At 34.9% G+C, this 25,242-nt stretch carries 22 protein-coding genes; 8 read left to right on the forward strand and 14 right to left on the reverse strand.

Features of this window, described 5'->3' with window-relative positions; all coding sequences use genetic code 11:
- Positions 1 to 44: 44 nt before the first annotated feature.
- Positions 45 to 536: a hypothetical protein gene (locus AMQ68_RS13675; protein ID WP_054511203.1), complete on the reverse strand. Its 492-nt coding sequence runs from the start codon at positions 534 to 536 to the stop codon at positions 45 to 47.
- A 19-nt stretch (positions 537 to 555) separates the two neighbouring features.
- A complete protein-coding gene (locus tag AMQ68_RS13680) occupies positions 556 to 1,161 on the reverse strand; it encodes a hypothetical protein (RefSeq protein WP_054511204.1) in 606 nt (201 codons plus the stop codon).
- A gap of 122 nt (positions 1,162 to 1,283) precedes the next feature.
- Between AMQ68_RS13680 and recR the strand changes: the two genes are divergently transcribed.
- The 4 genes from recR to AMQ68_RS13700 are packed head-to-tail and all read left to right on the forward strand — an operon-like array spanning position 1,284 to position 4,900.
- The gene (gene recR / locus AMQ68_RS13685; protein ID WP_054511205.1) at positions 1,284 to 1,895 is read left to right on the forward strand and encodes a recombination mediator RecR; all 612 of its coding nucleotides are present in this window, start codon (positions 1,284 to 1,286) and stop codon (positions 1,893 to 1,895) included.
- A 24-nt stretch (positions 1,896 to 1,919) separates the two neighbouring features.
- Positions 1,920 to 2,729, forward strand: coding sequence for a glycosyltransferase family A protein (locus AMQ68_RS13690; RefSeq protein ID WP_071254829.1), 810 nt, complete (start codon positions 1,920 to 1,922; stop codon positions 2,727 to 2,729).
- Between the two features lie 18 nt (positions 2,730 to 2,747).
- Positions 2,748 to 3,878 carry an NAD-dependent epimerase/dehydratase family protein gene (locus AMQ68_RS13695; protein ID WP_054511207.1) on the forward strand — a complete coding sequence of 377 codons (1,131 nt, stop codon included), beginning with the start codon at positions 2,748 to 2,750 and terminating at the stop codon, positions 3,876 to 3,878.
- A complete protein-coding gene (locus AMQ68_RS13700; RefSeq protein WP_054511208.1) occupies positions 3,875 to 4,900 on the forward strand; it encodes a hypothetical protein in 1,026 nt (341 codons plus the stop codon). The genes AMQ68_RS13695 and AMQ68_RS13700 overlap by 4 nt, the downstream gene beginning before the upstream one ends.
- Positions 4,901 to 4,974: 74 nt before the next feature.
- Here the strand turns inward: AMQ68_RS13700 and secG are convergent, their stop codons facing one another.
- The 3 genes from secG to AMQ68_RS13715 form a co-directional block, all read right to left on the reverse strand.
- Entirely contained in the window at positions 4,975 to 5,322 is a 348-nt protein-coding gene (gene secG, locus AMQ68_RS13705) for a preprotein translocase subunit SecG (protein ID WP_054511396.1), read from the reverse strand.
- Between the two features lie 132 nt (positions 5,323 to 5,454).
- The gene (locus AMQ68_RS13710; RefSeq protein ID WP_054511209.1) at positions 5,455 to 7,488 is read right to left on the reverse strand and encodes a pitrilysin family protein; all 2,034 of its coding nucleotides are present in this window, start codon (positions 7,486 to 7,488) and stop codon (positions 5,455 to 5,457) included.
- A gap of 115 nt (positions 7,489 to 7,603) precedes the next feature.
- Entirely contained in the window at positions 7,604 to 8,917 is a 1,314-nt protein-coding gene (locus AMQ68_RS13715) for a pitrilysin family protein (protein WP_054511210.1), read from the reverse strand.
- Positions 8,918 to 9,088: 171 nt separating this feature from the next.
- Here AMQ68_RS13715 and AMQ68_RS13720 point away from each other — a divergent pair, with 171 nt between their 5' ends.
- Complete coding sequence (locus AMQ68_RS13720) at positions 9,089 to 11,419, forward strand: ATP-dependent helicase (RefSeq protein WP_054511211.1); 2,331 nt, start codon at positions 9,089 to 9,091, stop codon at positions 11,417 to 11,419.
- A 142-nt stretch (positions 11,420 to 11,561) separates the two neighbouring features.
- Here the strand turns inward: AMQ68_RS13720 and nagB are convergent, their stop codons facing one another.
- Positions 11,562 to 13,487: a glucosamine-6-phosphate deaminase gene (gene nagB, locus AMQ68_RS13725; RefSeq protein WP_054511212.1), complete on the reverse strand. Its 1,926-nt coding sequence runs from the start codon at positions 13,485 to 13,487 to the stop codon at positions 11,562 to 11,564.
- A 298-nt stretch (positions 13,488 to 13,785) separates the two neighbouring features.
- Between nagB and AMQ68_RS13730 the strand changes: the two genes are divergently transcribed.
- Positions 13,786 to 16,518, forward strand: a complete 2,733-nt coding sequence (locus AMQ68_RS13730) for a TonB-dependent siderophore receptor (RefSeq protein WP_054511397.1) — start codon at positions 13,786 to 13,788, stop codon at positions 16,516 to 16,518.
- Positions 16,519 to 16,615: 97 nt separating this feature from the next.
- A complete protein-coding gene (locus AMQ68_RS24955; protein ID WP_123905708.1) occupies positions 16,616 to 17,458 on the forward strand; it encodes a phospholipase D-like domain-containing protein in 843 nt (280 codons plus the stop codon).
- Here AMQ68_RS24955 and AMQ68_RS13740 read toward each other — a convergent pair.
- The 4 genes from AMQ68_RS13740 to AMQ68_RS13755 are packed head-to-tail and all read right to left on the reverse strand — an operon-like array spanning position 17,455 to position 20,922.
- Positions 17,455 to 18,486 carry an alpha/beta hydrolase gene (locus AMQ68_RS13740; RefSeq protein ID WP_054511214.1) on the reverse strand — a complete coding sequence of 344 codons (1,032 nt, stop codon included), beginning with the start codon at positions 18,484 to 18,486 and terminating at the stop codon, positions 17,455 to 17,457. The genes AMQ68_RS24955 and AMQ68_RS13740 overlap by 4 nt on opposite strands.
- A gap of 23 nt (positions 18,487 to 18,509) precedes the next feature.
- A complete protein-coding gene (locus AMQ68_RS13745; protein ID WP_054511215.1) occupies positions 18,510 to 18,893 on the reverse strand; it encodes a DUF3037 domain-containing protein in 384 nt (127 codons plus the stop codon).
- Complete coding sequence (locus AMQ68_RS13750; RefSeq protein WP_054511216.1) at positions 18,880 to 19,653, reverse strand: HipA family kinase; 774 nt, start codon at positions 19,651 to 19,653, stop codon at positions 18,880 to 18,882. Before AMQ68_RS13750 ends, AMQ68_RS13745 begins: the two co-directional genes overlap by 14 nt.
- Before the next feature lie 15 nt (positions 19,654 to 19,668).
- The gene (locus AMQ68_RS13755; RefSeq protein ID WP_054511217.1) at positions 19,669 to 20,922 is read right to left on the reverse strand and encodes a PKD domain-containing protein; all 1,254 of its coding nucleotides are present in this window, start codon (positions 20,920 to 20,922) and stop codon (positions 19,669 to 19,671) included.
- Between the two features lie 73 nt (positions 20,923 to 20,995).
- On the opposite strand from AMQ68_RS13755, the gene AMQ68_RS13760 reads away from it, so the two are divergent.
- A complete protein-coding gene (locus tag AMQ68_RS13760; RefSeq protein WP_054511218.1) occupies positions 20,996 to 21,844 on the forward strand; it encodes a S9 family peptidase in 849 nt (282 codons plus the stop codon).
- A gap of 58 nt (positions 21,845 to 21,902) precedes the next feature.
- Here AMQ68_RS13760 and AMQ68_RS13765 read toward each other — a convergent pair whose 3' ends face one another.
- The 4 genes from AMQ68_RS13765 to fahA all read right to left on the reverse strand — a co-directional run bounded on the left by AMQ68_RS13765 (position 21,903) and on the right by fahA (position 25,177).
- Positions 21,903 to 22,502, reverse strand: a complete 600-nt coding sequence (locus tag AMQ68_RS13765) for a hypothetical protein (protein ID WP_054511219.1) — start codon at positions 22,500 to 22,502, stop codon at positions 21,903 to 21,905.
- A gap of 10 nt (positions 22,503 to 22,512) precedes the next feature.
- The gene (locus tag AMQ68_RS13770; protein WP_054511220.1) at positions 22,513 to 23,334 is read right to left on the reverse strand and encodes a flavin reductase family protein; all 822 of its coding nucleotides are present in this window, start codon (positions 23,332 to 23,334) and stop codon (positions 22,513 to 22,515) included.
- A 149-nt stretch (positions 23,335 to 23,483) separates the two neighbouring features.
- Entirely contained in the window at positions 23,484 to 23,891 is a 408-nt protein-coding gene (locus AMQ68_RS13775; protein ID WP_054511221.1) for a GxxExxY protein, read from the reverse strand.
- A 38-nt stretch (positions 23,892 to 23,929) separates the two neighbouring features.
- Positions 23,930 to 25,177 carry a fumarylacetoacetase gene (fahA, locus tag AMQ68_RS13780; protein WP_054511222.1) on the reverse strand — a complete coding sequence of 416 codons (1,248 nt, stop codon included), beginning with the start codon at positions 25,175 to 25,177 and terminating at the stop codon, positions 23,930 to 23,932.
- Positions 25,178 to 25,242 lie beyond the last annotated feature (65 nt).

Genomic DNA, 25,242 nt, shown 5'->3' on the forward strand with positions numbered 1-25,242 from the left:
CCGTAAATCTGGAAGCATTTTTTTTGCTGAAAGCTAGAAGTTGTTTAGCATCCACATTCACCATAAATAGGCAATGTTTCTACAGTGCCATCTGGTTTTTCAATGGTCAATATACCTTGGAATAGCAAAGCTTCTTCCCCTTTTATTTTTTTACCTTTTACAGAGATTTTGTAATTGTCAATTTCAATTTCTTTACTCAATTCTTCATCGGCTTCCATGTCGCTTGACGAGATAAGATTCATTGCTAATCTTTTACCATCCAGCTTCATATAGGCAGTTTTTCCTGCATCATCCGCATAAATATATTTCTCTGCTTCAAAATCTGCTTTGTTTCTGGCAAAATAGCACGAGCATTCTTTAATCTCTTTTGGAAAAGGAAAGTTCTCAACTAATATTTTTCCTGAAGAAGCGTTTGCCTTTGCAGAATCCTGAATTATATTCAGAGAATCTTTAGCTCCTGAATTTGAAATTGTTTCTTTGTCTTTTTTACAAGCGACCAATAAGAACGCTGAAAAGAAAATAATTAGGTACTTCATTGTTTGTGGTTTATTTTATTTATCCTCGGGCTCTTTCAAGAAGAACCATCATTAATAATGACAGAACAACTAAACTTTCGTCTTCGTCATCAATATCAATCATTCTGTCAAGCTGAAATCTTCTTCCAAAAAACGAAGGCATTTTTTTTAGTTTAAAATATTCCTTTCCGTCAATATCTTTTACTGTGTAAGCCGGATTAAGGAAATATCCTGTAAACATACCAATAATTGGGATCTCACTTACCATTCCGTCGAAAAATTTTGTCCATGCATTATCTTCTGTTACCGTAAATTTTGGCTGATCATTCGCATCTAGAATGTTGTAAGTAGATTTCCAAATAGAACGCATTCCTTTTCTAGCCAATCTTCCGTAGTTTTTCTTGTCGATAAGATCATTTAATGAATAAGAAGAGTTAAAATCAATCCATTTATTCGCCTGAATTCTGAAAAGTTCTTTTGATTTACTTTCATCATTAAAGACAACAACATCCTCTTTCAATTTAAACATTTTTTGGCGAACGTAGGCTACATAGTTTCCATTTTTGTCCGTAATATTGAAGTCACTGGCTAATGTGGTGATTTTAAATTTAAAATCCAGTGGATAATTTAGGTTATTAAGTACCATTCAGTTTATATTTTTCTCAAATTAATAGTAAGTTCCAAAGATAATTTTTTTATTGGAACTATCTTGGGATTTAGCCCCCGTAAAACTACGGAAAATCATCTTTTTGTATTATTTTTGTAGGTATGGATTACCCGAGTAAAGTTTTGGCAAAAGCAGTGGATGAAATCTCTGGATTACCTGGGATTGGAAGGAAAACAGCTTTACGTTTAGCATTGCATTTATTGAAGCAACCCAATTCTAGAGCGGTAACTTTAGGAAATTCTCTGATTAACCTGGTTAACGAAATAAAATACTGTAAAGAATGTCATAATTTCTCTGATTTTGAAATTTGTGAAATTTGCAGTAATCATAAACGCAATGACGAAGTTATTTGTATTGTAGAAGATGTTCGTGATGTTATTGCCATTGAAAATACAGGAAAATATACAGGAAAATATTTGATCTTAGGTGGGAAAATCTCTCCAATGGAAGGAGTTGGGCCCAACCAGTTGAATATTTCGAGTATTGAAAAAAAACTTAATGGAGGACAGGTGAAGGAATTTATTTTTGCATTAAGTGCCACAATGGAAGGTGATACAACAGCGTATTATATTTATAAAAAATTCAAAGCTTTTAATGTAAATTTTTCAAGCATTGCAAGAGGAATTTCAGTAGGTGATGAGTTGGAATATGCTGATGAAATTTCTTTGGGAAGATCAATTATCAATAGGTTACCTTATAATGAAGGGAGTTAATAATTATTTCTCAATTAATTTACAATGATCTCCGTAATAATCCCCATGTATAATGCAGAACAGTCAATATCTTTTGCTCTGGATTCTGTAAAACAACAAACTTTTCCCCAAAAAGAGTTTGAAATAATCATTGTTAATGATGGTTCTACAGATAGTAGTCAAACAGTTGTTGAAAAATATATTGCAGAAAATCCAATAATGAATATTCAATTGATTACTCAAATGAATGGCGGAGTTTCTAAAGCTAGAAATACGGGGTTGAAAATTTCAAAAGGAGAGTATATTGCTTTGTTGGACGCAGATGACGAATGGATTCCCCGAAAAATAGAAATTCAAATGAGTTATTTTAAAAATAGGTCGATTGATATTGATTTTTTGGCTACGGCGAGAAATAATAATAAAATTCTTTATCCTTATAAGCCTAATAATAATCTTGCCGAAATAACATTCAATAAGCTCCTTGTAAGAAATGAAGCACAGCCTTCAACGGTACTGTTTAAAAGAATAATCCTTGAAAATACTGGGTACTTTGACGATAATCAAAGATATGCAGAAGATGTAAATTATTGGATGAAAGTGTCTTTGAAGAATAAAATGTATATTCTGGATCAAAGTTTAGTTATTGTAGGAAAAGGAGAAAGGTCTTTTGGCGTTTCAGGATTGTCTGCAAATCTGTCTGAGATGAGGAAGGGATTCAGTAAAAATCTGTATGAAATGAATAAATTAAAAAAGATATCATTCATCCAATATATGGTATTTAGGCTTTTTTACAGAGCAAAATACTTACTTTTGCTGGGCAGGCAGTTTTATTATAACAGCAAAACAAAAAAATAAAGATTTTACGAATTCATAATGAAAATACTTATCACAGGTGGAGCTGGTTTTATAGGAAGTAAGCTATCATTAGAGCTTACAAAAAAAGGATATGAAGTAACGGTGTTGGATAATCTTTCATCGCAGATTCATGGAGAAGATCCAACGGTAGATTCGCCTTTGTATAAGAGTATTTTGAATAAGATCAACTTTATTAAAGGAGATGTTACCAATCGTGAAGACTGGGAAAATGCGATTGAAGATCAGGAAGTAATTGTCCATTTGGCAGCTGAAACAGGTACCGGACAATCAATGTACCAGATCGAAAAATATACGGAAGTAAATGTTTCAGGAACAGCAAAAATGCTGGATATTTTGGTTAATAAACCCCATCATGTTAAGAAAGTCATTATTGCTTCTTCCAGAGCTATTTATGGCGAAGGAAAATATCTTCATCCAAAGCTAGGATTGGTGTATCCAAAGCCAAGGAAAGTGGAAGAAATGAAGAGCGGAGATTTTGAAGTGAAATATTCGGACGGACAAGTTTTAGAAGCTCTTCCAACGGATGAAGAATCAAAAATTCATCCCACATCTATTTACGGAATCACAAAACAGAATCAGGAGCAAATGGTAATGACAACCTGCGCTGCTATTGGAATTGAACCTGTTTCATTAAGATTTCAGAATGTGTATGGTGAAGGCCAGTCTTTGTTAAATCCATATACCGGAATTTTATCCATCTTTTCATCACAAATTCTGAACGGAAATGATATTAATGTTTTTGAAGACGGTAAAGAATCAAGAGATTTCATCCATGTAGATGATGCGGTGGAAGCAACGATAAAATGTATTGAAAGTGATGAGGCTAATGGCGAAATTTTTAATGTGGGAACAGGAGTTTCTACGGCTGTAACTGCGGTTGCTGAAAACCTACGAAAATTTTACAATAAAGATTTTGATATTAATGTTTCGGGGCAATTTCGTTTGGGAGACATCAGACATAACTTTGCGGATATCAGTAAAATTAAATCAAAGCTAAATTTCCAACCAAAGATTTCTTTCGAAGAAGGAATGTTGAGGTTTACCACTTGGGTATTGCAACAGAATATTCAGGATATAAAATTCAAAGAGTCGTTGGAAGAAATGAAGGTTAAAGGACTTTTAAAATGATTGGTTTAAAAGACAAAAAAATACTTTTTCTATCGGTAAGCTTTTTCAAATATGAGAGAGCTATTGCAAAAAGATTGACTGAAATAGGTGCTGAGGTTGATTTTTATGATGAAAGACCTTCAAATTCTAATTTCTCAAAAGGGATAATTCGATTAAATAAAAAACTGTATCAATCTCAGATTACAAAATATTATAATGATATTGTAAGCGAGATTCAACATAAGAAATACGATTATTTTCTATTAATAAAAGGCGAGGCGATTCCTGTTTTTTTTCTTGAAAAAATTAGAGAATTGAATCCTGATATGGAAATGATTTATTATAATTTTGATCCTCTAAAGGAATACCCAAATCTGATCTCCAATCTTAAATATTTTGACAAGAAGATTACATTTGAATATGATGATTCGATTACCTATGGACTGAATTTCAGACCGCTGTTTTATTTAGATGAATATAAAAGTTTACATCAAAATTCTAAGGCTCCTGAATATGATATTGTATTTATCGGAAGTGCCCATACAGATCGGTATATTGTAGGAGAGCAGGTAAAAGCTAAGGCAGAAAGTCTTCAATTAAAAACTTTCTTTTACTATTATGCGATGGGAAAGATTGCGTTTAGAATTAAAAAGCTAATTGATAAAAATCTAAAAAAGTTTGATAATAATAAATTAAGCTTCGAAAAATTGAGTCATCAGCAAATCATCGATTATTATCAAAAATCAAGGTCTGTTCTGGATATTAATAAACCTTTTCAATATGGTTTAACCATCAGAACTTTTGAAGTATTGGCTTCAGGAAGAAAGTTGATAACCACGAATACAGATATTAAAAATTATCCTTTTTATAATTCTAAAAATATATGGGTTCTCGATCGGGATAACATTCAATTAGACCAAGATTTTTTTAAAACAGATTTCGAGCTTTTGGATGAAAAAACGTTGTATATGATGTCTTTGGATTCTTTTATAGAATGCTTGTTCATTCAAAACCAGGATGAGTATTGGAATACCTACAGATAAGAATAAGTACTACAAATAAATAAAAAAATAGCTCTCGATATGAGAGCTATTTCTATATGTGAAATATTATTTGCTTATTTAGCCGGTGCTGCAGGAGCGTTAGCCGGAGTAGCTGTTTTAGAAGCCGGAGCAGATTGTGCAGGCGTTTCTTTCTTAATTGACTGTTGAGCGGGAGCCGCTTGTGTTGGCTTTCCTGTAATTACAACGCTGATAAGAATAAGAGCGATAATAATTGCTCCTAAGCTCCATGTTGCTTTTTCCATGAAGTCATTGGTTCTTTGTACACCGAACTGTGCAGAAGATGCACCTCCGAATGTACTTGAAAGACCTCCACCTTTTGGGTTCTGAGCCATAACAACGATTACTAATAAAACACTAGCAATCATAGTGAGAACCATCAATAAAATAAATATAGTATCCATGAATTTGATATCTTTTTGAATGGGCAAATTTAATCTTTTTTTACTGAATGGCAAAAAAAAGATAGAAGTAAATGGTAATAAAAATAAAAACGGCAACAATTGTTGCCGTTTTTTATATGAATTAGGGTGTTCTTATTTAAAATCAGAATCCTTCGCCTGATTAATTTGGTAAGATTGTACCGCTAAATTAATATCCATACCTCCCATATTTTGAATGATTGTAAAAGGGAATTTCACACCGGAAACCTCTTTGTAATCTGCATAGCTTGTTGGGATAGAACCTCCTTCGCCAGCTTTTACTTCACCCGTTTTCAACCCTGTTTTTACACTGTAGTAATACGTGTCTTTTGGACCTTTTACGACATAAGAATCTTCGTTGTTGTATTTTTCGATTCCTGCTAGTTTGTGATCAGCAGACTTTGCAAAAGTAAGTTCCGGGAAAAGTTCAGTGTCTTTTGCCATATCCACTTTTTGCTTGTCGCTAAGTGGAGCTTTCTTTCCTTGAGCTTCCATGTAACCGTCTTTACCGTCAAAAACAATTTTCTGAATGGTGTTACCCATCATTTTCATGTCCATTGCCATTTTTCCACCTTTTCCTTGGATCATTTTCATGCTCATATCCATTCCCTGAACTTTGGTAGTAGCATCAGTACTGATGTAATTTACTTTTTGCACAGCTGCTAAACCACCGATCGCATTGATGTACTTATCAGCAACAGATCCTATTGTTACGCTGGCATCTACTTTCTGAGCAGCTGGTTTTGCAACAGGATTAGCATCTTTGTCAAAATATTTAACTGGGTAACCTAATTTTTCCAATCCTTCAGAAATATCAGAAGCTTTACCGGCAATGAAAATTCTGCTTTGGTTGGGCAAGATGGTAGCTTTTACAGCATTGGTAATATCTGCAGAAGTTACTTTATCAATTGACTTTAAATAATTAGTATAAAAATCAGAAGGAAGATCCTGTACTTTTTGGTTCAAAGCAAATCTTGCAATCGTTTCAGGCTTCTCTAAAGACATAATGAAAGAACCTTTCAATTTAGCTTTAGCATTTTCTAATTCTTCTGGTTTTACAGTTGAGATTGCGTTAAGTTCATTCATGAATTCTTTAACCGCTTTATCTGTAACCTCGTTTCTTACACTTGATTCTGCAGAAAACTCAGGAGAGTATTTGCTTGCCGTCATGCTTGAATACGCTCCGTAGGTAAATCCGTTTTTCTCACGAAGATTCATGAAAAGCCTTGCTTCACCACCGCCACCTAAGATGTAGTTAGCCATCGTTGCTGGGAAGTAGTTTGCGTCTTTCATTTTTAAATTGTTCAGATTGCTTACCGAAACAACAGATTGTACAGCAGAAGGAACATCAACAACGTTGATCTCTGTTTTTGCCACGTTAGAAGCTGGTTCTAAAGGAGCAAAAGTAGTATTTGCTTTTTTCCAGCTGTTGAAAGCTTTTTCGATCAACGGTTTTACCTGATCAAATTTTACATCTCCAACAATAACCAAGTAAGCGTTGTCTGGAGCATAATATTTTTTATACACATTCTGGACGTCAGCTAATTGAATTTTGTTGATTGATTCAACGGTTTCAAATTCACCTCTTGCCGTATTTTTTCCATACATCAAAGCGTTAGAAACTCTGTTTGCAATAGAAGAAGCGTTTTTCTCATCAGACTTCAAACCTTCAATAGCTCTTTCTTTAGAATTTTGAATTTCTTCAGCAGAGAATTTAGGATTGATAATCGCATCAGCCATTAAACCCAAGACTTCAGGGAAATATTTTGAAAGAGAATTAGCAAAAGCTCCATTTGAAGAGAAGCTAAGGTTTGCCCCTAAGAAATCAACTTTTTTGTTGAATTCATCTTTGCTAAAGTTGGTTGTTCCGTTTTCGAACTGTTCTGCCATAATCCCGCTTACTCCGGTTACATTTCCTTCGTAATAAGGAGGTCTGTCCATAGAAAGGTTAGCGCTTACTCTTGGTAGTTTGTTGTTTTCAACCACCATTACGGTAAGTCCGTTGCTTAATTGGAAAGTTTTTGGCTTAGCAATGTTGATCGCAGGAGTAGGTCCCGGTTTCGGCATTGCATTAATATCTATTTTTTGGGCAGAAAGCATTCCTGTGAATAAAAATGCTACGGCTATATATGTTAATTGCTTTTTCATTTGTAAAAATTTAATTTTTAATAATTTTTCTTTTAAACAATTGATATTATTTCTAAGGTCTGACAGATTGATTCATCTGATCTCTGGAATCTAATATCTTATGTCTATTTAAAAATTATTTTTTTTCAGGAACGTAATTAATAACTACTCTTTGGTTAGGGTTAAGATACTTTTTAGCAGCATTCTGCAGATCTTCTCTTGTGATCCCTCTGTAGATGTCTATTTCTTTGTTAATTAAGTTGGTATCTCCCATCAAAACGTGGTTTGTTGCCAATGAAGCAGCAATTCCCTGAATGCTCGAATTTTGATTTACAAACTGATTCTCAAATTGGTTTTGAAGTTTTTGGTAATCTTCCTGAGAAATTAAAGTCGTTTGAAGTTTTTTGATCTCAGCATCGATGTCTGTCTGTAATGTTTGCTTAGTCGTTTGTCCCATTGGGATGGCAAAAAATGCAAAAATTCCATAATCTTCAAGACCTTGGTTGAAAGCCTGCACCTGAAGTGCTTTTTTATCCTGATCTACTAATTTTTTGTATAACACTGAAGATTTTCCGCTGCTTAAATAAGAAGAAAGCATATCTAAGATATAAGCATCTTTTTCTTTGTTAGCTGGAGTTCTGTAAGCAAAAATATAAGCAGGAAGCTGGATGTTAGGATCTGTAGCCGTAACTTCTTTTTCCTGAGTGATAGGAGCATCTTTTGGATAGTTTTTAGGATAAATAGTTCCTTTAGGAATTGCTCCGTAATATTCTTGGATCCATTTTTTAGTCTGCTCCGGTTTAATATCTCCCGCAACTACCAAAGTAGCATTGTTTGGAACATAATATTTTTTATAGAATGCCTGGAATTCTTCTAGTTTAGCCGAATTCAGATCTTCCATAGACCCAATCGTTGGCCAGTTGTATGGGTGATTGGTAAATAGATTTTTCTGTACTGTTGAGAATAGATTTCCATAAGGTTGGTTATCCATTCTTAATCTTTTTTCTTCTTTTACAACCTCTCTCTGAGTATCTACCCCAACTTGGTTAATCACAGCATGACGCAATCTTTCAGACTCCATCCAAAGACCCAATTGTTCGTTATTTGAAGGGAAAGTTTCGTAATAATAAGTTCTGTCGTTTGTTGTGTTGGCATTGTTTTGACCTCCGTTTGAAGATACTATTTTAAACCATTCACCTCTTTTGATGTTTGGGGTACCTTCAAATAAAAGATGCTCAAAAAAGTGAGCAAAACCTGTTCTTCCTTTCACTTCATCTTTTGCACCTACATGGTACATTACCCCTGTTGTAACTACCGGCGCCGAATTATCCTGATGAAGAATTACGTGAAGGCCATTTGGTAGGTCATACTCTTCGAATTTAATTTGTTGTGCATTTAAAGCCATTCCGAAGAATGCCACTGCAGCAACAGAAAGAAGTCGTTTTTTCATAAAATAGAAATTGTTTTGATAATTAGTGGGGGAAATACTGGAATTGTTACAAATAAATCACTATTTTTTTGAGTGAGATATTGATTTTATTTCATAGATACAGATGATCATCCAAAAATTTGAATTCTCCATATAATACACTAATTTTGTGTTCCCAAAATTTTTTGCAGTATGGATTATCTGAAAGGACTCAATGAATCACAATATGAAGCTGTTACCACCTTACAAGGACCTCTGATGGTGCTTGCAGGAGCGGGTTCCGGAAAAACACGTGTACTGACGATGCGTATTGCCCATTTGATTACGAATGGAGTAGACCCTTTCAATATTCTGGCGCTTACCTTTACCAATAAGGCGGCAAAAGAAATGAAGGAGCGTATTGCAAAAGTGGTTGGACAAAGCAATGCAAGAAGTCTTTGGATGGGAACTTTTCACTCTGTTTTTGCGAGAATTCTGAGAAGTGAAGGGCATTATTTAGGGTATCCTTCCAATTTTACCATTTATGATCAGCAAGATGCTTTAAATGTGATCAGAAAAGTGATCAAAGACATGAATGTAGATGCTGATCTGTATAAACCTAAAAAAGTTCAGTCAAGAATTTCTACTTATAAAAACAACCTGATTACGGTAAAAGCATATTTCAATAATCCTGAATTAATTGAGGCTGATGAAAAAGCAAACATGAGATTCATCGGACAAATCTATCAAAAATATGTTGAGCAGTGTTTCAAAAACGGTGCAATGGATTTTGATGATTTATTGTTAAAAACTAATGAATTATTGACTCGTTTTCCCGAAGTTTTAGCCAAATATCAGGATCGATTCAGATATATCTTGGTGGATGAGTACCAGGATACAAACCACTCTCAATACCTTATCGTAAAAGCATTGGCTTCAAAATTTGAAAACATTTGTGTGGTAGGGGATGACGCTCAGTCTATCTACTCTTTTCGTGGTGCGAATATTTACAATATCTTAAACTTCAAAAAAGATTATACAGATGCAGTAACGGTTTCTTTGGAACAAAATTACCGTTCTACACAGACCATTGTGAATGCTGCGAATGTTGTGATTGCTAAAAACTTGCAACAGTTTAAGAAAAACGTTTTCAGTGAAAACGAAGAAGGAGATAAAATTAAGGTCTACCGTTCACTTTCTGATGCTGATGAAGCGAATTATGTTGCCGGAAATATCTGGGAGCTAAGAAACAGAGATCAGAGAAAATACAGTGATTTCGCTATTTTATACAGAACAAACTCTCAGACGCGTGCTTTTGAAGATGCGTTGAGACGTAAAAATATTCCGTACAAAGTGTATGGAGGTTTATCTTTCTACCAAAGAAAGGAGGTTAAGGATTTGATTGGTTACCTAAGACTTTTGGTTAATGAAAGTGACTCTGAAGCATTAATGAGAATCATCAATTATCCAACAAGAGGAATTGGAGAAACCACTCAGAATAAGCTGATTGTTTTTGCAGATAATCAGAATGTTCCTGTGTCTAATGTTTTAGATAATTTACCAGCCTATGCTCCACAGTTAGGCTTTAACAATGGAGTTTTAACTAAATTGAATGATTTCTGGTCAATGATCAAAGCATTTAAAGTATTATTAAAAACGGAAACAGCTTACAATGTAGCAATGGAAGTTGCGAAACGAAGCGGTTTGATTAAATTTTTAAAAGACGATCAGACTCCGGAAGGAATTTCCCGTGTAGAAAACGTTCAGGAATTAATGAACTCTATGCAGGGGTTCATTGAAGAGCAAATGCAGTTAGAAGACGGAGATCCAAGTTTACCGAATTTCCTTGAAAACATTGCTCTTTCGGCGGATACTCAAAAGAAAGATGATGAAGAGGAAATGGTTTCTTTAATGACTATTCACCTTTCAAAAGGACTGGAGTTTCCAGTGGTTCATTTGGTAGGATTGGAAGAAAATCTTTTCCCGAGCTTTATGAGTTCCACAACCAGAGAAGATCTGGAAGAAGAAAGACGTTTATTTTATGTAGCCTTAACGAGAGCTGAAAAGCAGGTGTTTTTCACGTATGCTGTTTCTCGTTTTCAATGGGGGAAAATTACCGATGCTGAACCTTCAAGATTCTTAAGTGAAATTGATGAAGAATTTATAGAATTCGTGAATCCTGTTTTGGAAAAACGATTTATTAATAATGCAGGGGTAAAATCAAATATTTTTGACGAGCATCCTTCTGAAATGAAAGGTTTCAAAAGAGTTGAAAAGAAGACCATTGAAAAAGCAGAAGGCTCAAAACCTATTGCTGAACCAAGAAAATTGAAACCTGTAAGTACTGCTAAAATCATTAATCCAAGCGGGGCTTCTTCTCAGGATATTGAAGTGGGAGACAGTGTAAGACACGACCGTTTTGGAATCGGACAAGTTACTTTCTTAGACGGTACAGATCCGCAGAATATCAAAGCAAAAGTGATTTTTATGCATGAAGGAGAGAAAAACCTGATCTTAAAATACGCTAAGCTTACGAAAATATAATTGTCATTCATTGCGAGGAGCGAAGCGACGAAGCAATCTAAAAAATAGTGCATCGATATTGATGCTGTAATCCTTGTCAGGGTTTAAACCTTGACAAGGATTTTTTTTAATAAACCCCAAGAATAAACTTTAGGAGAAAGAATCAATCCTCAAACTTCCATCTCACAAAAGCTTCCATAGCTTCATATTCTGCCAGTCCTAAATCATCATATGCTTTTGCCGTTTCCCGATTACGATCTTCGGCACGCTGCCAGAATTCACGTTGATCATCTCCAGGAAAAACAGCCCGGTCTTTCTGACTTTGATGCTTGAAAATAGCATGTTTTTTTCTTTCCAATTCTTTTGGACTGATGGGAACAGCCATTTCTATTTCATGCGTTGCAAATTCATGCCATGCTCCACGATACATCCATAGCCAACAATCTTTTGCCCATTTTTCGGTTTTCCGTAAGTGTTCTAATGCTTTTAAAATAATATTGAAACAGACAATATGCGTTCCGTGGGGATCTTCGAAATCTCCGGCGGCGAAAACCTGATGAGGTTGTACTTCTTGAAGTAGTTGTATGGTTAATTCGATATCCAAATCGGTCACCGGATTTTTTTTAGTTTTTCCACTTTCATAAAAAGGAAGCGACTGAAAATGAATATGATCATCATTTAAACCACAATAACGAGCCGCAGAAATTGCCTCACCCTTTCTAATCAGCCCTTTAGTGGTTTGTATCTCAGGAGTATCTATCTGATTGGGCTTTTTCTGATCAATAAATGAGCGCATATTTTGATACAGTTCTTTTAGTTTTGTACTGTCTATCCCCATTTTTTCGTTAAAATCAACATTAAACTCCATAAAACGTAATGCATCATCATCCCAAACAGCGGTGTTTCCGGAAGTTTGATAGGCAACATGAACATCATGTTTTTGATCTACCAGCCGCATAAATGTTCCACCCATCGAGATAACATCATCATCGGGATGTGGTGAGAAAATGACCACCCGCTTTTGGGAAGGTTTAGCTCTTTCGGGGCGTTGAGAATCATCAGCATTGGGTTTTCCACCGGGCCAGCCTGTAATGGTATGTTGTAATTTATTAAAGATATGAATGTTGATATTGTAAACAGGTCCTTTTTCGGTGGCTAGCTGGGCCATTCCATTGTTGTTGTAATCTTCTTCAGTTAATTTTAATATAGGTTTTTGTAAAATATTGGCTAACCAGATTACTGCTTTGTGGATCAATTCATCTGTCCAGATACAGTCTTTTACTTGCCAGGGAGTATCAAATCGGGTAAGCTCTGAAGCTGCAGGTTGATCCAGAATAAACTCTACATTGTTGGATAACTGAAGATAGGTCGCAGGAACTTTTCCGGAAATATTTCCTTCGATAGCTTTTTTAATAATGGAAGCTTTTTTACGGCTCCAAGCCATCAAAATAATTTCTTTAGCTTTGAAAATAGTTCCAATTCCCATCGTGATTGCCTTTGTTGGAACAAAACTTTTTCCACCGAAATCTTTTGCGGCATCTCTGCGGGTAAGATCGTCGAGTGTGACCAAGCGAGTCCCCGAATTGGGAGCAGAGCCAGGTTCATTAAAACCAATATGTCCGGTTCGGCCAATTCCTAGGATTTGGATGTCTAACCCGCCCCAATCTGCTATTCTTTTTTCATATTGTAAGCAGAAATCAGGAATGTCTTCAAGTGCTAATGTACCATCCGGAATATGAATGTTGCTTTTTTCAATATCAATATGGTCGAAAAGATTTTCATTCATAAAGGTGACATAGCTCTGTGATGCATTAGGCTGCATGGGATAATATTCATCAAGATTAAAAGTGATCACATTTTTAAAACTTAAACCTTCTTCTTGATGGAGTCTTACGAGCTCGTTATAAACTGCAATTGGAGTAACGCCGGTAGCTAAACCTAGTACTGCAAAAGTATTTTCTGACTGTTTTTTCTTTATTATATCTGCAATCCGATGTGCGATAGTAATGGATGCAATTGTTGGATTTTCGAAAACACGAACAGGTAATTTTTCAAAACGAGTTTCTTCAAGCAAGTTTAATTTTATCATATGATGTGTATTTAAGAGTAAATATAATAAGTTATTGTGGTTTAAGAGTCAATGTTTTATAGATTTGAAGCCTTCTTTATGTAGAATTTAGGATTGAATAAATTTCATGATATAGAAAGATGATTATTGTTAAAAAAGTGATAAATTAATGATGTTTAACTTTAAAATATATTGATGATTTTAATGATGTAATATTTTTTTGTAATTTTAAGTCTACTGATTTTGTAGACTAATAAATATGTTTTACATTTGCTCCTCTAAAAAACATGAATCATTAATCAATTATTTCAGAAAGTGTATGAAAAATAAAACGACAATCTTTTCAGCTTCGGTTCTATTTTTTTTAGGAACCTATACATACGCGCAACAAAAAGATACCGTGAAGACAGCGGAGGTAGAAGAAGTGGTAATTTTAGGATCAAGAAGCGGGGCAAGGTCTAAAGTAGACAGTCCGGTTCCTGTAGATGTATTTAATATTAAAGAATCTTCTGTAATTCTTCCACAAACCAATATATCACAGATTTTAAATGCAGTGGCTCCCTCATTTACGTCTACTATTCAAACGAATGCAGACGGAACAGACCATTTGGATCCTGCTCAGCTAAGAGGCCTTGGTCCGGATCAGGTCTTGGTTTTGGTGAATGGGAAAAGAAGACATACTTCAGCGTTGGTGAATGTTAACGGATCACCGGGAAGAGGAAGCGTAGGAACAGATTTAAACTCAATTCCATCGTTTGCATTAAACAGAATTGAAGTGTTACGAGACGGAGCTTCTGCTCAATATGGCTCGGATGCGATTGCAGGAGTTATTAATTTAGAACTTAAAAGAGATACCGGAAAATTAACCGGACAGGTAAGTTACGGAGGTAATCTAACGCCAACAGCTAATGATCATACCGGAGATTTTGACGGGCAGAATATTCAGGTCGATCTTAATTACGGAAATAAAATTGGCAAAAAAGGTGGTTTTTATAACATTACGTGGACTTCACAATTCAGAAATCCAACATACAGAGCGGGAACAGAAAGTGGAACGATTTACAACGCTTATAACGCGATAGAACAACGCGCATTGAATAATGGCGTGAATCTTTCTTCTCTTTTTACCAACATTGGAAGTACACCCAACTCTCAGCAAATTGTTAATTCTATCCATCAATATGCGCAGGGCGTAAGCTATTTTAATGCAACACAGCAGTCAGCAATACAAAATGCAAATACAATTCAAGATGTAAAAGACGCCAGTGGAAATGTTATCCAACAAGGTCTTCAATCTTTATTGAATTTTGATGTAACGAATAATGAACTAGCCTACAGAGGGCAGGATAGAAAAGATTTCAACATGCAGGTAGGGCAATCTAAACTAACTAACAATCAGCTTTTTGCTAATATAGAAATTCCTATCAATGACAATTGGAAAGTGTATACTTTTGGAGGATACAGCTATAGACATGGTACTTCAGGAGGTTTTTACAGAAGACCCAATCAAAGCAGAACTTTTACCGGACTATATCCCAACGGATATTTACCACAAATCGGGACCAATATTCAGGATCTTTCATTGGCTGCGGGAATTAAAGGAAACTGGGAAGGATGGAATATAGATTTTAGCAATACTTTCGGACAAAACTCATTTGATTATACCATTCAGAATACAGGAAATACATCGTTGAGATTTGCTTCTCCTAATGAATTTAGCGCAGGTGGGTTAAGGTTTTCTCAGAATACCATTAATTTAGATTTCTCTAAAAAATATGATGTCTGGAGCGGAATTAATATTGCTTTCGGAGCAGAACACCGATATGAAAACTTCAAGATCACAGCGGGAGAAGAAGCTTCCTATGCAACGTATGATGTGAATGGAAATGTTTGGAATAATACCACTCAAAGACCGACAGATTTCTTCGGAAATGTTTTAGCAGGAGGTTCGCAGGTTTTTGGAGGTTTCAGACCTGAAAATGCGGTGGATAAAAACCGACAGTCAGTTGCGGGATATGCAGATGTTGAATTCAACTTTACAGATTGGTTGTTGGTAGATGCTGCAGCGAGATATGAAAACTATTCTGATTTTGGTTCTACTTTTAATTATAAATTAGCTTCCAGAGTTAAATTAGATAAAAACTTTAACTTGAGATTTGCAGGATCTACAGGCTTTAGGGCTCCCTCAATTCATCAGATATATTATAATGTAACGTCTACCTTATATACAAACGGACAACTTATGGAAGTGGGAACTTTCAGCAATGATTCTGAAATTGCAGAACGTTTTGGAATTCCAAAATTGAAACAGGAGACTTCTAAGTCCGGAAGTGTAGGGTTTACCTATAAAGTTCCTGCCGCTAATCTAACATTTACGGCAGATGGATATTTCACAAGAATTGATAATAGAATTGTATTAACAGATCAATTCACCGGGCCGTTGGTAAATGCTTTAGGCGTAAACGGTGCTCAGTTTTTTGCGAATTCTATTGATACAGAAACGAAAGGCTTGGATGTGGTAATAACGCATAAAGCTAAATTCTCTGATTTTAAATTAGATAATAACTTTGCGATGAATTTAAATGAAACACGTAAAGTGGGAAGCACTCATACCTCACCGAAGTTGGAAAGTTTAGGATTAGAAAACACGTTCTTTTCAGAAAAATCAAGAGTGTATTTAGAAGAATCGGTTCCTCGTGTGAAGGCTAGTTTGTCACACAATCTATCTTGGAAAAATGCTACTTTTTACTTACGAAATACATACTTCGGAAAAGTAACCGGAGCTGATATTGTAGATGCTAATGGAGATGGAATTGTGGGTCCGAATGAACACCAGCAAATTACCGCCAAGATCATTACAGATGTTTCTGTGGTGTATCAGTTTACAAAAAATGTAGGACTTACGGTGGGGGTAAACAATTTATTTGATATTTATCCAACGAAAAACCTTCCGGTTTCTTCTAATAACGACCAATTTATCTATTCCCGTTCTACGTCACAGTTTGGGCAGAATGGAAGATACTTATTCTCAAGACTTAATTTCAATTTTTAAATATTTCTTTAACTGTCTATTATTATTTGAACGGGTTCCTTTATGGGAATCCGTTTTTTATTGATCAAAAAAGATTTCATTTTAAAGGGCTAAAATATTGAAAGTTGAACTATTTTTGCTGACCATTAAAAACAACACAACAAATAATGAAAAATATAAATTTTTACTAAGAATGGGAACTTTTTATAACAATGCGGTATGTGATATCTACATGGGGAAGGGTGCTGGCGCAAAGCTGATGCAGGATATTAGGAATGCGAAAAAAAATGTAAAGATTGTATCTCCCTATCTTTCTCCTTTTTTAATTAAAGAATTGATTACTCTTCATTCCAAAGGAATCAACATTAAGCTTATTACAAGTGATGAGATTGAAGATTTCTATGGATATGAAAAGAATATTCATAAGCTCATCATTCAAAATAAACACATTGACGAAGAAGCAAAAGAAAAAAGAGATAATTTGGAGAGTTTATCAGGAACTCTACTTTTTGCAATGATCGGACTGGCGATTGTCTTATTTCCGTTACTATATCTTCTAAAAGATTTGAAATACGCATTGGGTTTTATTGTTGTTATTTTAATGTTTTTTGCGAGAGATCAAGTGGTCAAAAAAATTAAAAACACCAAAGTGTATCACTACACCTATAAGCAGTTATTTCCTTTCAAGGTTTTTGTTTCGCCTAATAATGGCAATTCTTTCAACAAAACTTTTATCCACAGTAAAATCTACGTTATAGACGATGAAATTGCGTATTTAGGTTCCCTTAATTTTACAGGAAGTGGAGTAAAGGAAAATCACGAAACAAGAATAAGAACCACAGATATCAATGCGGTTCATAAAATTATAGAGGAAGTCAAGGAATTATTTTTTAATTCAAATTTAGCCGAAAGAGATATCCAGTTTTGGGGAAGCCAGTTGTATGAAGAGTTAGAAAATTAATTAGCTTTCTTTTGCGAAACAATAAAATCCACCATTTCATCATTTATTTGGTGGACGTATGTTTTATCAGTTGTTCCAAACCCATGGATGCCATCTTTTACAATGATCAAAGAATTCTGAACGTTGGCTTTTTTCAGCTTTCTGCTTAGCTTTTTAGATTGTTGTAATGGGACTACTTTATCTTTATCACCTTGTACAATTAAAGTAGGAACGGCAGTGTCAGCGTAACTTACAGGAGATAGGGTTTTGAAATTTTCTACTACTTTTCTTTTGTCTTTTTTAATATCATATCCGGAAATTCCATCAATCAGATTTTCTCTTAAAGTCACGATTTTATCTGAAAATATCAATCCAATAAAATATACCGGAACTTTGCCGATGCGGGTATGCAAAAGGGTATTAAGATCAGCCGGTCCATAATTATCAACAACATAGTTTACTTTCGCAGAATAATTTGAAAGCTCAGGACTTCCGACGAATTCATTATCTTGGCTATAAGCAGCCAACATAGAAAGATGAGCACCTGAGGAGGTTCCAAAAAATCCAATATTATTGGTGTCGAAATTATACTTTTCTGCATTTTTTCTTACCCATCTTACGGCATCTTTGGTGTCCTGAAGAGGAAGAGGAAAGTGAATATCTTTGTCGAGTAATGTATAATTAATAGCAATGACGGCATATTTCTTTTCAACCAGCTTTAGAAACATATCTTCAATATAGGTTTCAGAGCGTATGGTTTTATCTCCTTTTACCCAACCACCTCCGTAGACATAGATAACGACAGGAAGTTTCTCTGTTGAGGTATCTTTTGGAGTATAGATATCCAACGCCATGGAATTTCCCTTTTCATTGGTTTTGTAGATGATGTTTTCGAAAACTTTAGTCTTTTCAGATAACAAAGTACTTTTCCCGGTTTTGGGTTCAAATACAAACTGAGAAAATCCTAACGTAGGTAAACTTAAAAATAAAACAAAAAACAGGTTTATTGAAAACCTGTAGATTGATATGCTGTTCGATGATGATTTCATAGGATATTTTTTGAGAGAGTTGACTATTTTACTAATTCCTCAAAAAGTTTACCAAAAGTCTTTTCTAAGTCTTTAGATTTTCCAGGATGAGGTCTTGATGTTTGTACAACAGAACTTCTCACGGCTGTTAACCAACGGAAACGTTCAGGAATTTCTAATTGAGCGATTGGTCCTCCATCTTTATCACCGTGTGCTATTTTTTTGAAACTTTCCAGATTTTGAATGAGATCTTCATAATCCAGTTTGCTGTGCATCAGTTTAAATTTATCCGGACATAGATAATATTCCATTCGGATAAACTTTTCTTTTTTTGAAAATAAAGCAAGTCCGATGTTGAAAAACTCTTCTCTTTCAACCTTTGGCACCAAGCGTATTACGGCGTATTCGTATATTTTATCCTCTTGCATTTTTCGCTTCGTTTATAAAGATTTGAGAATTTTCTAATCGTGTTTTCAAAAAGTTGAAATAGATCTCACGAATTTCTTCCGGCGTTTCATCGGCGTCATTCCAATGCAACCAGTCTTCAGGAATCAAGTTAACGATTTCTCTGAAAACAGTATCATTTAAAACTTCCTTAGCAAAAGTGTCAGCTTCATCAAGCATTTTCGCCTGTGGAAGCAATACGTGGTCTTTCACATATTTGAAAGGTGTTTTTGCAGCAGTATCAAAATTCTGCCATGAATGGTGAAAATAGAAAGAAGCCCCGTTATCAATAACCCATAATTCTTTATGCCACATCAAAAGATTGGTATTTCTAAAAGTACGGTCTATATTGGTGATAAAAGCATCCAGCCAAACTATTTTTGAAGCCAAAAGAGGATCAATTTTTACGCTAGGATCATAAGCAATGGATTCGGAAAGGTAATGCAATCCTAAATTCAATCCTTCTGAAAACTTCAACAGATCCTGAATTTCTTCATCCGCTTCCGTTCGTCCAAAATCAACATCAAGATTCACAAAAACCAATTCAGGAATTTGCAGCCCTAAAGCTTCGGTAATTTTCCCTCCCAAGAGTTCTGAGATCAACATCTTTACCCCATGACCTGCGCCACGGAATTTCAGGACATATTTAAAATCATCATCAGCTTCTGCCAAAGCCGGAAGAGAACCTCCTTCGCGAAGTGGCAGAATATAACGCATTACAGTTACTGTTCTTAAATCCAACATGACGCAAAAATAAGGTTATTTTTTGATAATTTTTTTAGTAAATTCTTTTTGTTCGATGCTATATTTTAGTAGGTAAATACCCTGCGTAAGGTGACGTAAAGAGATTGTATAACCGGATGAAGTTGTTTCAAGATGGTAATCAATGAATCTTCCACTTGCATCGGTGAACGACAGAATAGACATTTTTTTGGGAGTGGTAATTGTAATAAGATCTTCTGTAGGATTGGGATAGATCTTTACAGGACTAACAGAATTTTCTTCCGTGTTTAAATTATTAAAATTAATTGTTTTCGTTTTTGTGGAATTCAGTCCACACGCATTGGTGGTAAGACTTACCTGATAAGAGCCTGCTGCTGCATACGTATGTGTTGGATGTTCTAATGCAGACGTATTTCCATCACCGAAACTCCATAAAAAAGTAGTGGCATTCTGGGTCTGATTTGTAAATTGAAACGAATTTGTATTATTATTCTGATAGCTGAATCTACTGGCAACATCATTAGCAGGGATAAACCAAGTATCTAATTGATTAAAAACAATATTTTTCACGGTGTTTTTCAGGATCTGTGATTCTGCAGGCGTAAGCGTTCCGTTGAACGAAGCCAAGGTGGGATCTTTTTTAAACAGTATGGTATAGAATGTATATGCTGCAGCCATGGAACCTAAATAGCTAGGATGTGATCCATCACTCGAGTACAGTTCCATAGACGGATTTTGCTGTATAATTGTTCGCCATACTTTTCCAACTGGTGAGGTCAGGCTTTCGTTAGCTTGAGCCATAGCCATATAGCGGCTGTAGATTAAATCATCCATTCCCTGATAGGTACAGTTTGGAGAACTCCCTTGGCAGTTTCCCGTATCTCCATTTTTATATCCCCATGTCATAAAAAATATAGGATTTCCACATGCATTAGAATTTTTCACGCGAGTTGCAAGTTGAGCAGCATAGGGAAGCATTTCACTTTGAATGTAGGTGTTCGGAAAAGAAGGAATCTGACTTTGCTCCTGAAGCACAACATAATCCCAGTTTCCCTGATCAATGGTTGAGAGCACGGTTGGATTTGTAGAGTGTTGTTTAAGGGTGGAGCCGCCAGGGGTATAACTTTGATGGTTAAATGTATCTCCCGTAGAAGCAGCAATCATTTTTATTAATTCCGGTAAATTATTGGTGTACGTATAGCTGTTTCCTACAAAAAAAACATTTTTTGTGATTTGGCCGAACGTAAAAGAAAAGAGAATTAAAGATAAAAAAAGTAGTTGTTTTTTCATATATTTCGTTTAGAATATGGAATACGAATATAACTCATTATTGAGTGGGTTTTAAATAAAATGATATTATTTTATGAAATTGATAAAAAATAGCAACGTAGAGGTTGTAAATCAGGAAAATAAAAACTTTCTTGCTGATGCCTATTATCCGGAGACTAAGGAGAAATTACCATTGGTTATTTTTGTTCATGGCTACAAAGGTTACAAAGATTGGGGAGCTTGGAGTTTGATGGCTGAAAAGTTTGCAGAAGCCGGATTTTTCTTTGTTACATTTAATTTTTCTCACAACGGAACAACGGTTGAAGATCCTCATAACTTTGCAGATCTTGAGGCTTTTGGAAATAATAATTATTCTAAAGAGCTTTCCGATTTGAGCGTGGTGATTGATCATTTTGTTAAACATCCGAATGTGGATGATCAGAAAATAATATTGATTGGTCATAGCAGAGGAGGAGGGATTTCTATTATTAAGACTTTTGAAGATGAAAGAATTAACGGATTGATCACGTTGGCGAGTGTAGATACATTAGAACGTTTCCCGAAAGATGAAGCATTAGAAAACTGGAAAACGAAAGGCGTTTATTATGTATTGAACGGACGAACAAAGCAAGAAATGCCTCATTATTACCAATTCTATGAAGATTTCCAAAAAGATGAACATCGTTTTGATGTAGAAAGAGCTACAGAAATGGCAAAGGCCCATGTTTTAGTTATTCACGGAACCAATGATGAAAGCGTAAGTGTGAAAAGTGCGGAACATCTCCATATTTTAAACCCAAATTCTGAATTGTTTTTAATTGAAAATGCCAATCACACGTTTGGATCCAAAGAGCCTTGGGAAGACAATAATTTGCCTAAAGAATTGAATACGGTTGTTGAAAAATGTATTCAATTTATCAACGATAAGATTGTAAATGAATAAAGAAAGGAGTGAAAAATTTTAACTCCTTTTATTGTATTGAACCATTAAGTTCTTAATTTTAGCTTTTCACGGCATTCTTTTTTATAGATTTCAGTAATTGTCTGAAATTTTTCATCGTCATCATCTCACTGGTGGGAGTGAAAATAGTTGCTTTTTCTCCTTTCTCAACAGAAAACTCAGAAGATGCTTTAAAAGAATATATTTTCTTCATGGTTTGGATGTCGTAAACTTCCATGATCGCGAAAGTTTCATTCTTTTTATATTCTGTCTGTTGACCAAGTTCGGTATCCAGGTCTTTTCGAACTTTTATGGTTGAAATGTTAACCAGAAAATTAAAATCTGTACTGCTTTTTAGTGTTTCTAAATCTTCAATTTCAGGCTCAAAAGGAATTCTGTTTAATATGATATTTTCAGATTTAGCCATATTGAGCGTATAGGCTTTAGAATCGCTCATTGTATTGAAAAATTTTAAAACATCTTGTTCCATCATTTCTCTATGATGAGAATCTACATCTGTATAAATTCTATTGATCAACCATTTTTGACCTTTGGAAAAGACCAGCGACTTACTATAAATTCCATAATCTTTTTTTACAGGATAATAAGCGCATGATTGTAAGGTGAAAATAGCAAGAAATAAAAGAATAGAGTTTTTCATATAGCATTGCTTAAACCACTAATATTTTCCAGGCTTCTTCGATGTTATTTTCCAATAATAATTTTTGAGCTTCTTGATGAATATTTTCGTCTGCATGACAATTTTCAGAAGGTAAAACCTCAACATTGGCAAGCATTCCCAGATCGTTTCCTGTGAATATTTTGCTATGTTTAATGGCATCAGGGAGAATATCAAAGCCAATTCCTTTTGTGACCAACGGTTTTGGAACTTCAAAAAGATTATTTTCATTATTTCTCGAATACCAGTTTCCACCGAGACGAGCCACCATATCAAGTTTTTTCTGGTCTAAATTTCCTTCTTCATTCAGGTATTCTTCTCTGATGTGGATTTTCTGAACCTCACAAATCACGAGATTTCCTGCGCCACCTTGATCTCCCAAAGATTTTATTTCTAAAACTTTACATTCAAAATTAACAGGACATTCTTCAATTAATTTAGGTTGAACAAAATCCGCGTCTTTCATGGTTAAGCCAGATTTGATGAATTCATTTACTCCATCACCATATTCTGTAGAAGCTAAAGAAATTTGCTGAACAATCGGAAAATTTACGGTCCCGATAACCACCTCCGGAACTTCCAGAACGTTTTCCAACGTGTGTTTTGTGGTATTGTCACGAACTCTTCTTGAGGGTGAAAAAATCAATATCGGAGGAACCGTACTGAACATATTAAAAAAACTGAATGGAGATAAATTATGATTACCGTCTTTATCTACCGTTGAAGCCAAAGCAATTGGTCGTGGTGAAACGGCTGTCTGCATAATGGTTTGTAGTTGTACGGAAGATAATTCGGATGGGATTACTGTTTTCATATTTTTTGTTTTGACCAAGAAAAGGGCAAAAATTTATTTTTTTTAAGAAAATATTTTAAGTTTGAAAGCTTATGTATTGATGAGATTTTGAACCACAAAAGACACAAAAGATAATTAGTCTAAGATGAAGAGCCTTAATTCTTTTAAGATCAAAAAAGCATATCGTAATATTTATTTACAAAAGTTTCTTGCCCGTCATTGTATAAATTTTTCACATTAAAATTTACTAAAATTCCTTTAGGCTTTTTCATCAAATTAATATAATTCAGAAGTTGTGCTCGATGAATTTCATTTAATATAGAAACTGCTTTCAATTCAACAACAATTAAATCTTCAACCAAAAAATCACAAAAGAAATCACAATTAATTTCTTTTCCTTTATAAACTACAGGAATTTTAAATTCAGATTTAAAATTGATATTTCTCAATCTAAATTCTTCTTCCAAACATTTATGATAAACACTTTCTAATAAGCCTGCGCCAAGAATTTTATGAACTTCTATGCAGGCGCCATTTATCTTATATGTTAAATCTGTCAGATAAGATTGTGTAATCATAAAATCTTTTGTGACTTTTGTGGTTAAATATTATTTTATTATTTAGTAGGAATAATTTTTCCACTTACTTCACCGAAACCAACTCTGATACCGTCTTTTTCAGACCATGCTTTCATGGTTACAGTGTCGTTATCATCGATGAACTTTCTTTCTTGTCCGTTGCTTAGTTTGATTGGGTTTTGCCCTCTCCATGTCAACTCAAGCATAGAACCGAAAGATTTTGGATCGCTTCCTGAGATGGTTCCACTTGCATATAAATCACCCACTTCCAGGTTACAACCATTTACGGTGTGGTGAGCCAATTGCTGTGTCATGTTCCAATACATGAATTTATAATTGCTTTCAGAGATCAGGTTTTCTTCACCGTTTTCAGGCTGTAAATAAACCTCTAAATTGATATCGTAATTTTTATCTCCTTCAAATTTTAAATAGTCTAAAACTTCAGGATCCTGAGTAGGAGAAGCTGTTCTGAACGGCTCTAAAGCTTCCAATGTTACGACCCACGGTGATGCTGATGAACCAAAATTTTTAGCTAAGAATGGTCCTAGTGGAACATATTCCCAAGCTTGAATGTCTCTCGCAGACCAGTCGTTGAAAATAATCATCCCAAAAATAGCGTCTTCCGCTTCTTTTGTAGAGATACTTTCACCCATGTCTGTATTCTTATTGATGATGAAAGCCATTTCTAATTCAAAATCCAATTGTTTTGATGGTCCAAAAACTGGTTTGTCTGCATCAGCAGGTTTTGTCTGACCTTTTGGACGGTTAATATCCGTTCCTGAAACCACAATTGATGAAGCTCTCCCATGATATCCTACAGGTAAATGTTTCCAGTTAGGCAATAATGCATTGGCAGGATCACGGAACATTTTTCCAACGTTGGTAGCATGCTCAATGCTGCTGTAAAAATCGGTGTAGTTCGGAATGTGAACTGGCATCATCATTTTTACTTTATCCAAATCATAGAATGCGTCTTCAATGGTTTTCTGATCTTTAGACAAGATAGAACCTTCCAGTAATAATTCCTGAAGTTTAATACGAACCGCATTAGTTACAGGTTTTCCCAGTTCAATAAATTCGTTTAGGGTATAAGCTTCAAAAACATTGTCTTCTAATCCGTCAATGTCTTCAAAATAACTAAGGTCGTACAACGTCGCAAGATCAACAATCTGATCTCCGATTCTTGTGCAACATCCGATATATTCTTTATTAAAAACTGCTACTCCGAACGGAATATTGTGTATTGAAAAGTCCGAATTGGAGGAATACTCTACAAATGATTTCATAAGATTTGAATTTAGTTTAGATTATTAAAAAGTTTACTTCGACAGGCTAAGCATAAACGTGTTAC

The sequence above is a fragment of the Chryseobacterium sp. ERMR1:04 genome, assembly GCF_001297705.1.
Taxonomy (GTDB): Bacteria; Bacteroidota; Bacteroidia; order Flavobacteriales; family Weeksellaceae; genus Chryseobacterium.

Coding starts and splice junctions, on each gene's coding strand:
- AMQ68_RS13675 (WP_054511203.1), bottom strand. CDS start 536: ATGAAGTACCTAATTATTTTCTTTTCAGCGTTCTTATTGGTCGCTTGT.
- AMQ68_RS13680 (WP_054511204.1), bottom strand. CDS start 1,161: ATGGTACTTAATAACCTAAATTATCCACTGGATTTTAAATTTAAAATC.
- recR (WP_054511205.1), top strand. CDS start 1,284: ATGGATTACCCGAGTAAAGTTTTGGCAAAAGCAGTGGATGAAATCTCT.
- AMQ68_RS13690 (WP_071254829.1), top strand. CDS start 1,920: ATGATCTCCGTAATAATCCCCATGTATAATGCAGAACAGTCAATATCT.
- AMQ68_RS13695 (WP_054511207.1), top strand. CDS start 2,748: ATGAAAATACTTATCACAGGTGGAGCTGGTTTTATAGGAAGTAAGCTA.
- AMQ68_RS13700 (WP_054511208.1), top strand. CDS start 3,875: ATGATTGGTTTAAAAGACAAAAAAATACTTTTTCTATCGGTAAGCTTT.
- secG (WP_054511396.1), bottom strand. CDS start 5,322: ATGGATACTATATTTATTTTATTGATGGTTCTCACTATGATTGCTAGT.
- AMQ68_RS13710 (WP_054511209.1), bottom strand. CDS start 7,488: ATGAAAAAGCAATTAACATATATAGCCGTAGCATTTTTATTCACAGGA.
- AMQ68_RS13715 (WP_054511210.1), bottom strand. CDS start 8,917: ATGAAAAAACGACTTCTTTCTGTTGCTGCAGTGGCATTCTTCGGAATG.
- AMQ68_RS13720 (WP_054511211.1), top strand. CDS start 9,089: ATGGATTATCTGAAAGGACTCAATGAATCACAATATGAAGCTGTTACC.
- nagB (WP_054511212.1), bottom strand. CDS start 13,487: ATGATAAAATTAAACTTGCTTGAAGAAACTCGTTTTGAAAAATTACCT.
- AMQ68_RS13730 (WP_054511397.1), top strand. CDS start 13,786: ATGAAAAATAAAACGACAATCTTTTCAGCTTCGGTTCTATTTTTTTTA.
- AMQ68_RS13740 (WP_054511214.1), bottom strand. CDS start 18,486: ATGAAATCATCATCGAACAGCATATCAATCTACAGGTTTTCAATAAAC.
- AMQ68_RS13745 (WP_054511215.1), bottom strand. CDS start 18,893: ATGCAAGAGGATAAAATATACGAATACGCCGTAATACGCTTGGTGCCA.
- AMQ68_RS13750 (WP_054511216.1), bottom strand. CDS start 19,653: ATGTTGGATTTAAGAACAGTAACTGTAATGCGTTATATTCTGCCACTT.
- AMQ68_RS13755 (WP_054511217.1), bottom strand. CDS start 20,922: ATGAAAAAACAACTACTTTTTTTATCTTTAATTCTCTTTTCTTTTACG.
- AMQ68_RS13760 (WP_054511218.1), top strand. CDS start 20,996: ATGAAATTGATAAAAAATAGCAACGTAGAGGTTGTAAATCAGGAAAAT.
- AMQ68_RS13765 (WP_054511219.1), bottom strand. CDS start 22,502: ATGAAAAACTCTATTCTTTTATTTCTTGCTATTTTCACCTTACAATCA.
- AMQ68_RS13770 (WP_054511220.1), bottom strand. CDS start 23,334: ATGAAAACAGTAATCCCATCCGAATTATCTTCCGTACAACTACAAACC.
- AMQ68_RS13775 (WP_054511221.1), bottom strand. CDS start 23,891: ATGATTACACAATCTTATCTGACAGATTTAACATATAAGATAAATGGC.
- fahA (WP_054511222.1), bottom strand. CDS start 25,177: ATGAAATCATTTGTAGAGTATTCCTCCAATTCGGACTTTTCAATACAC.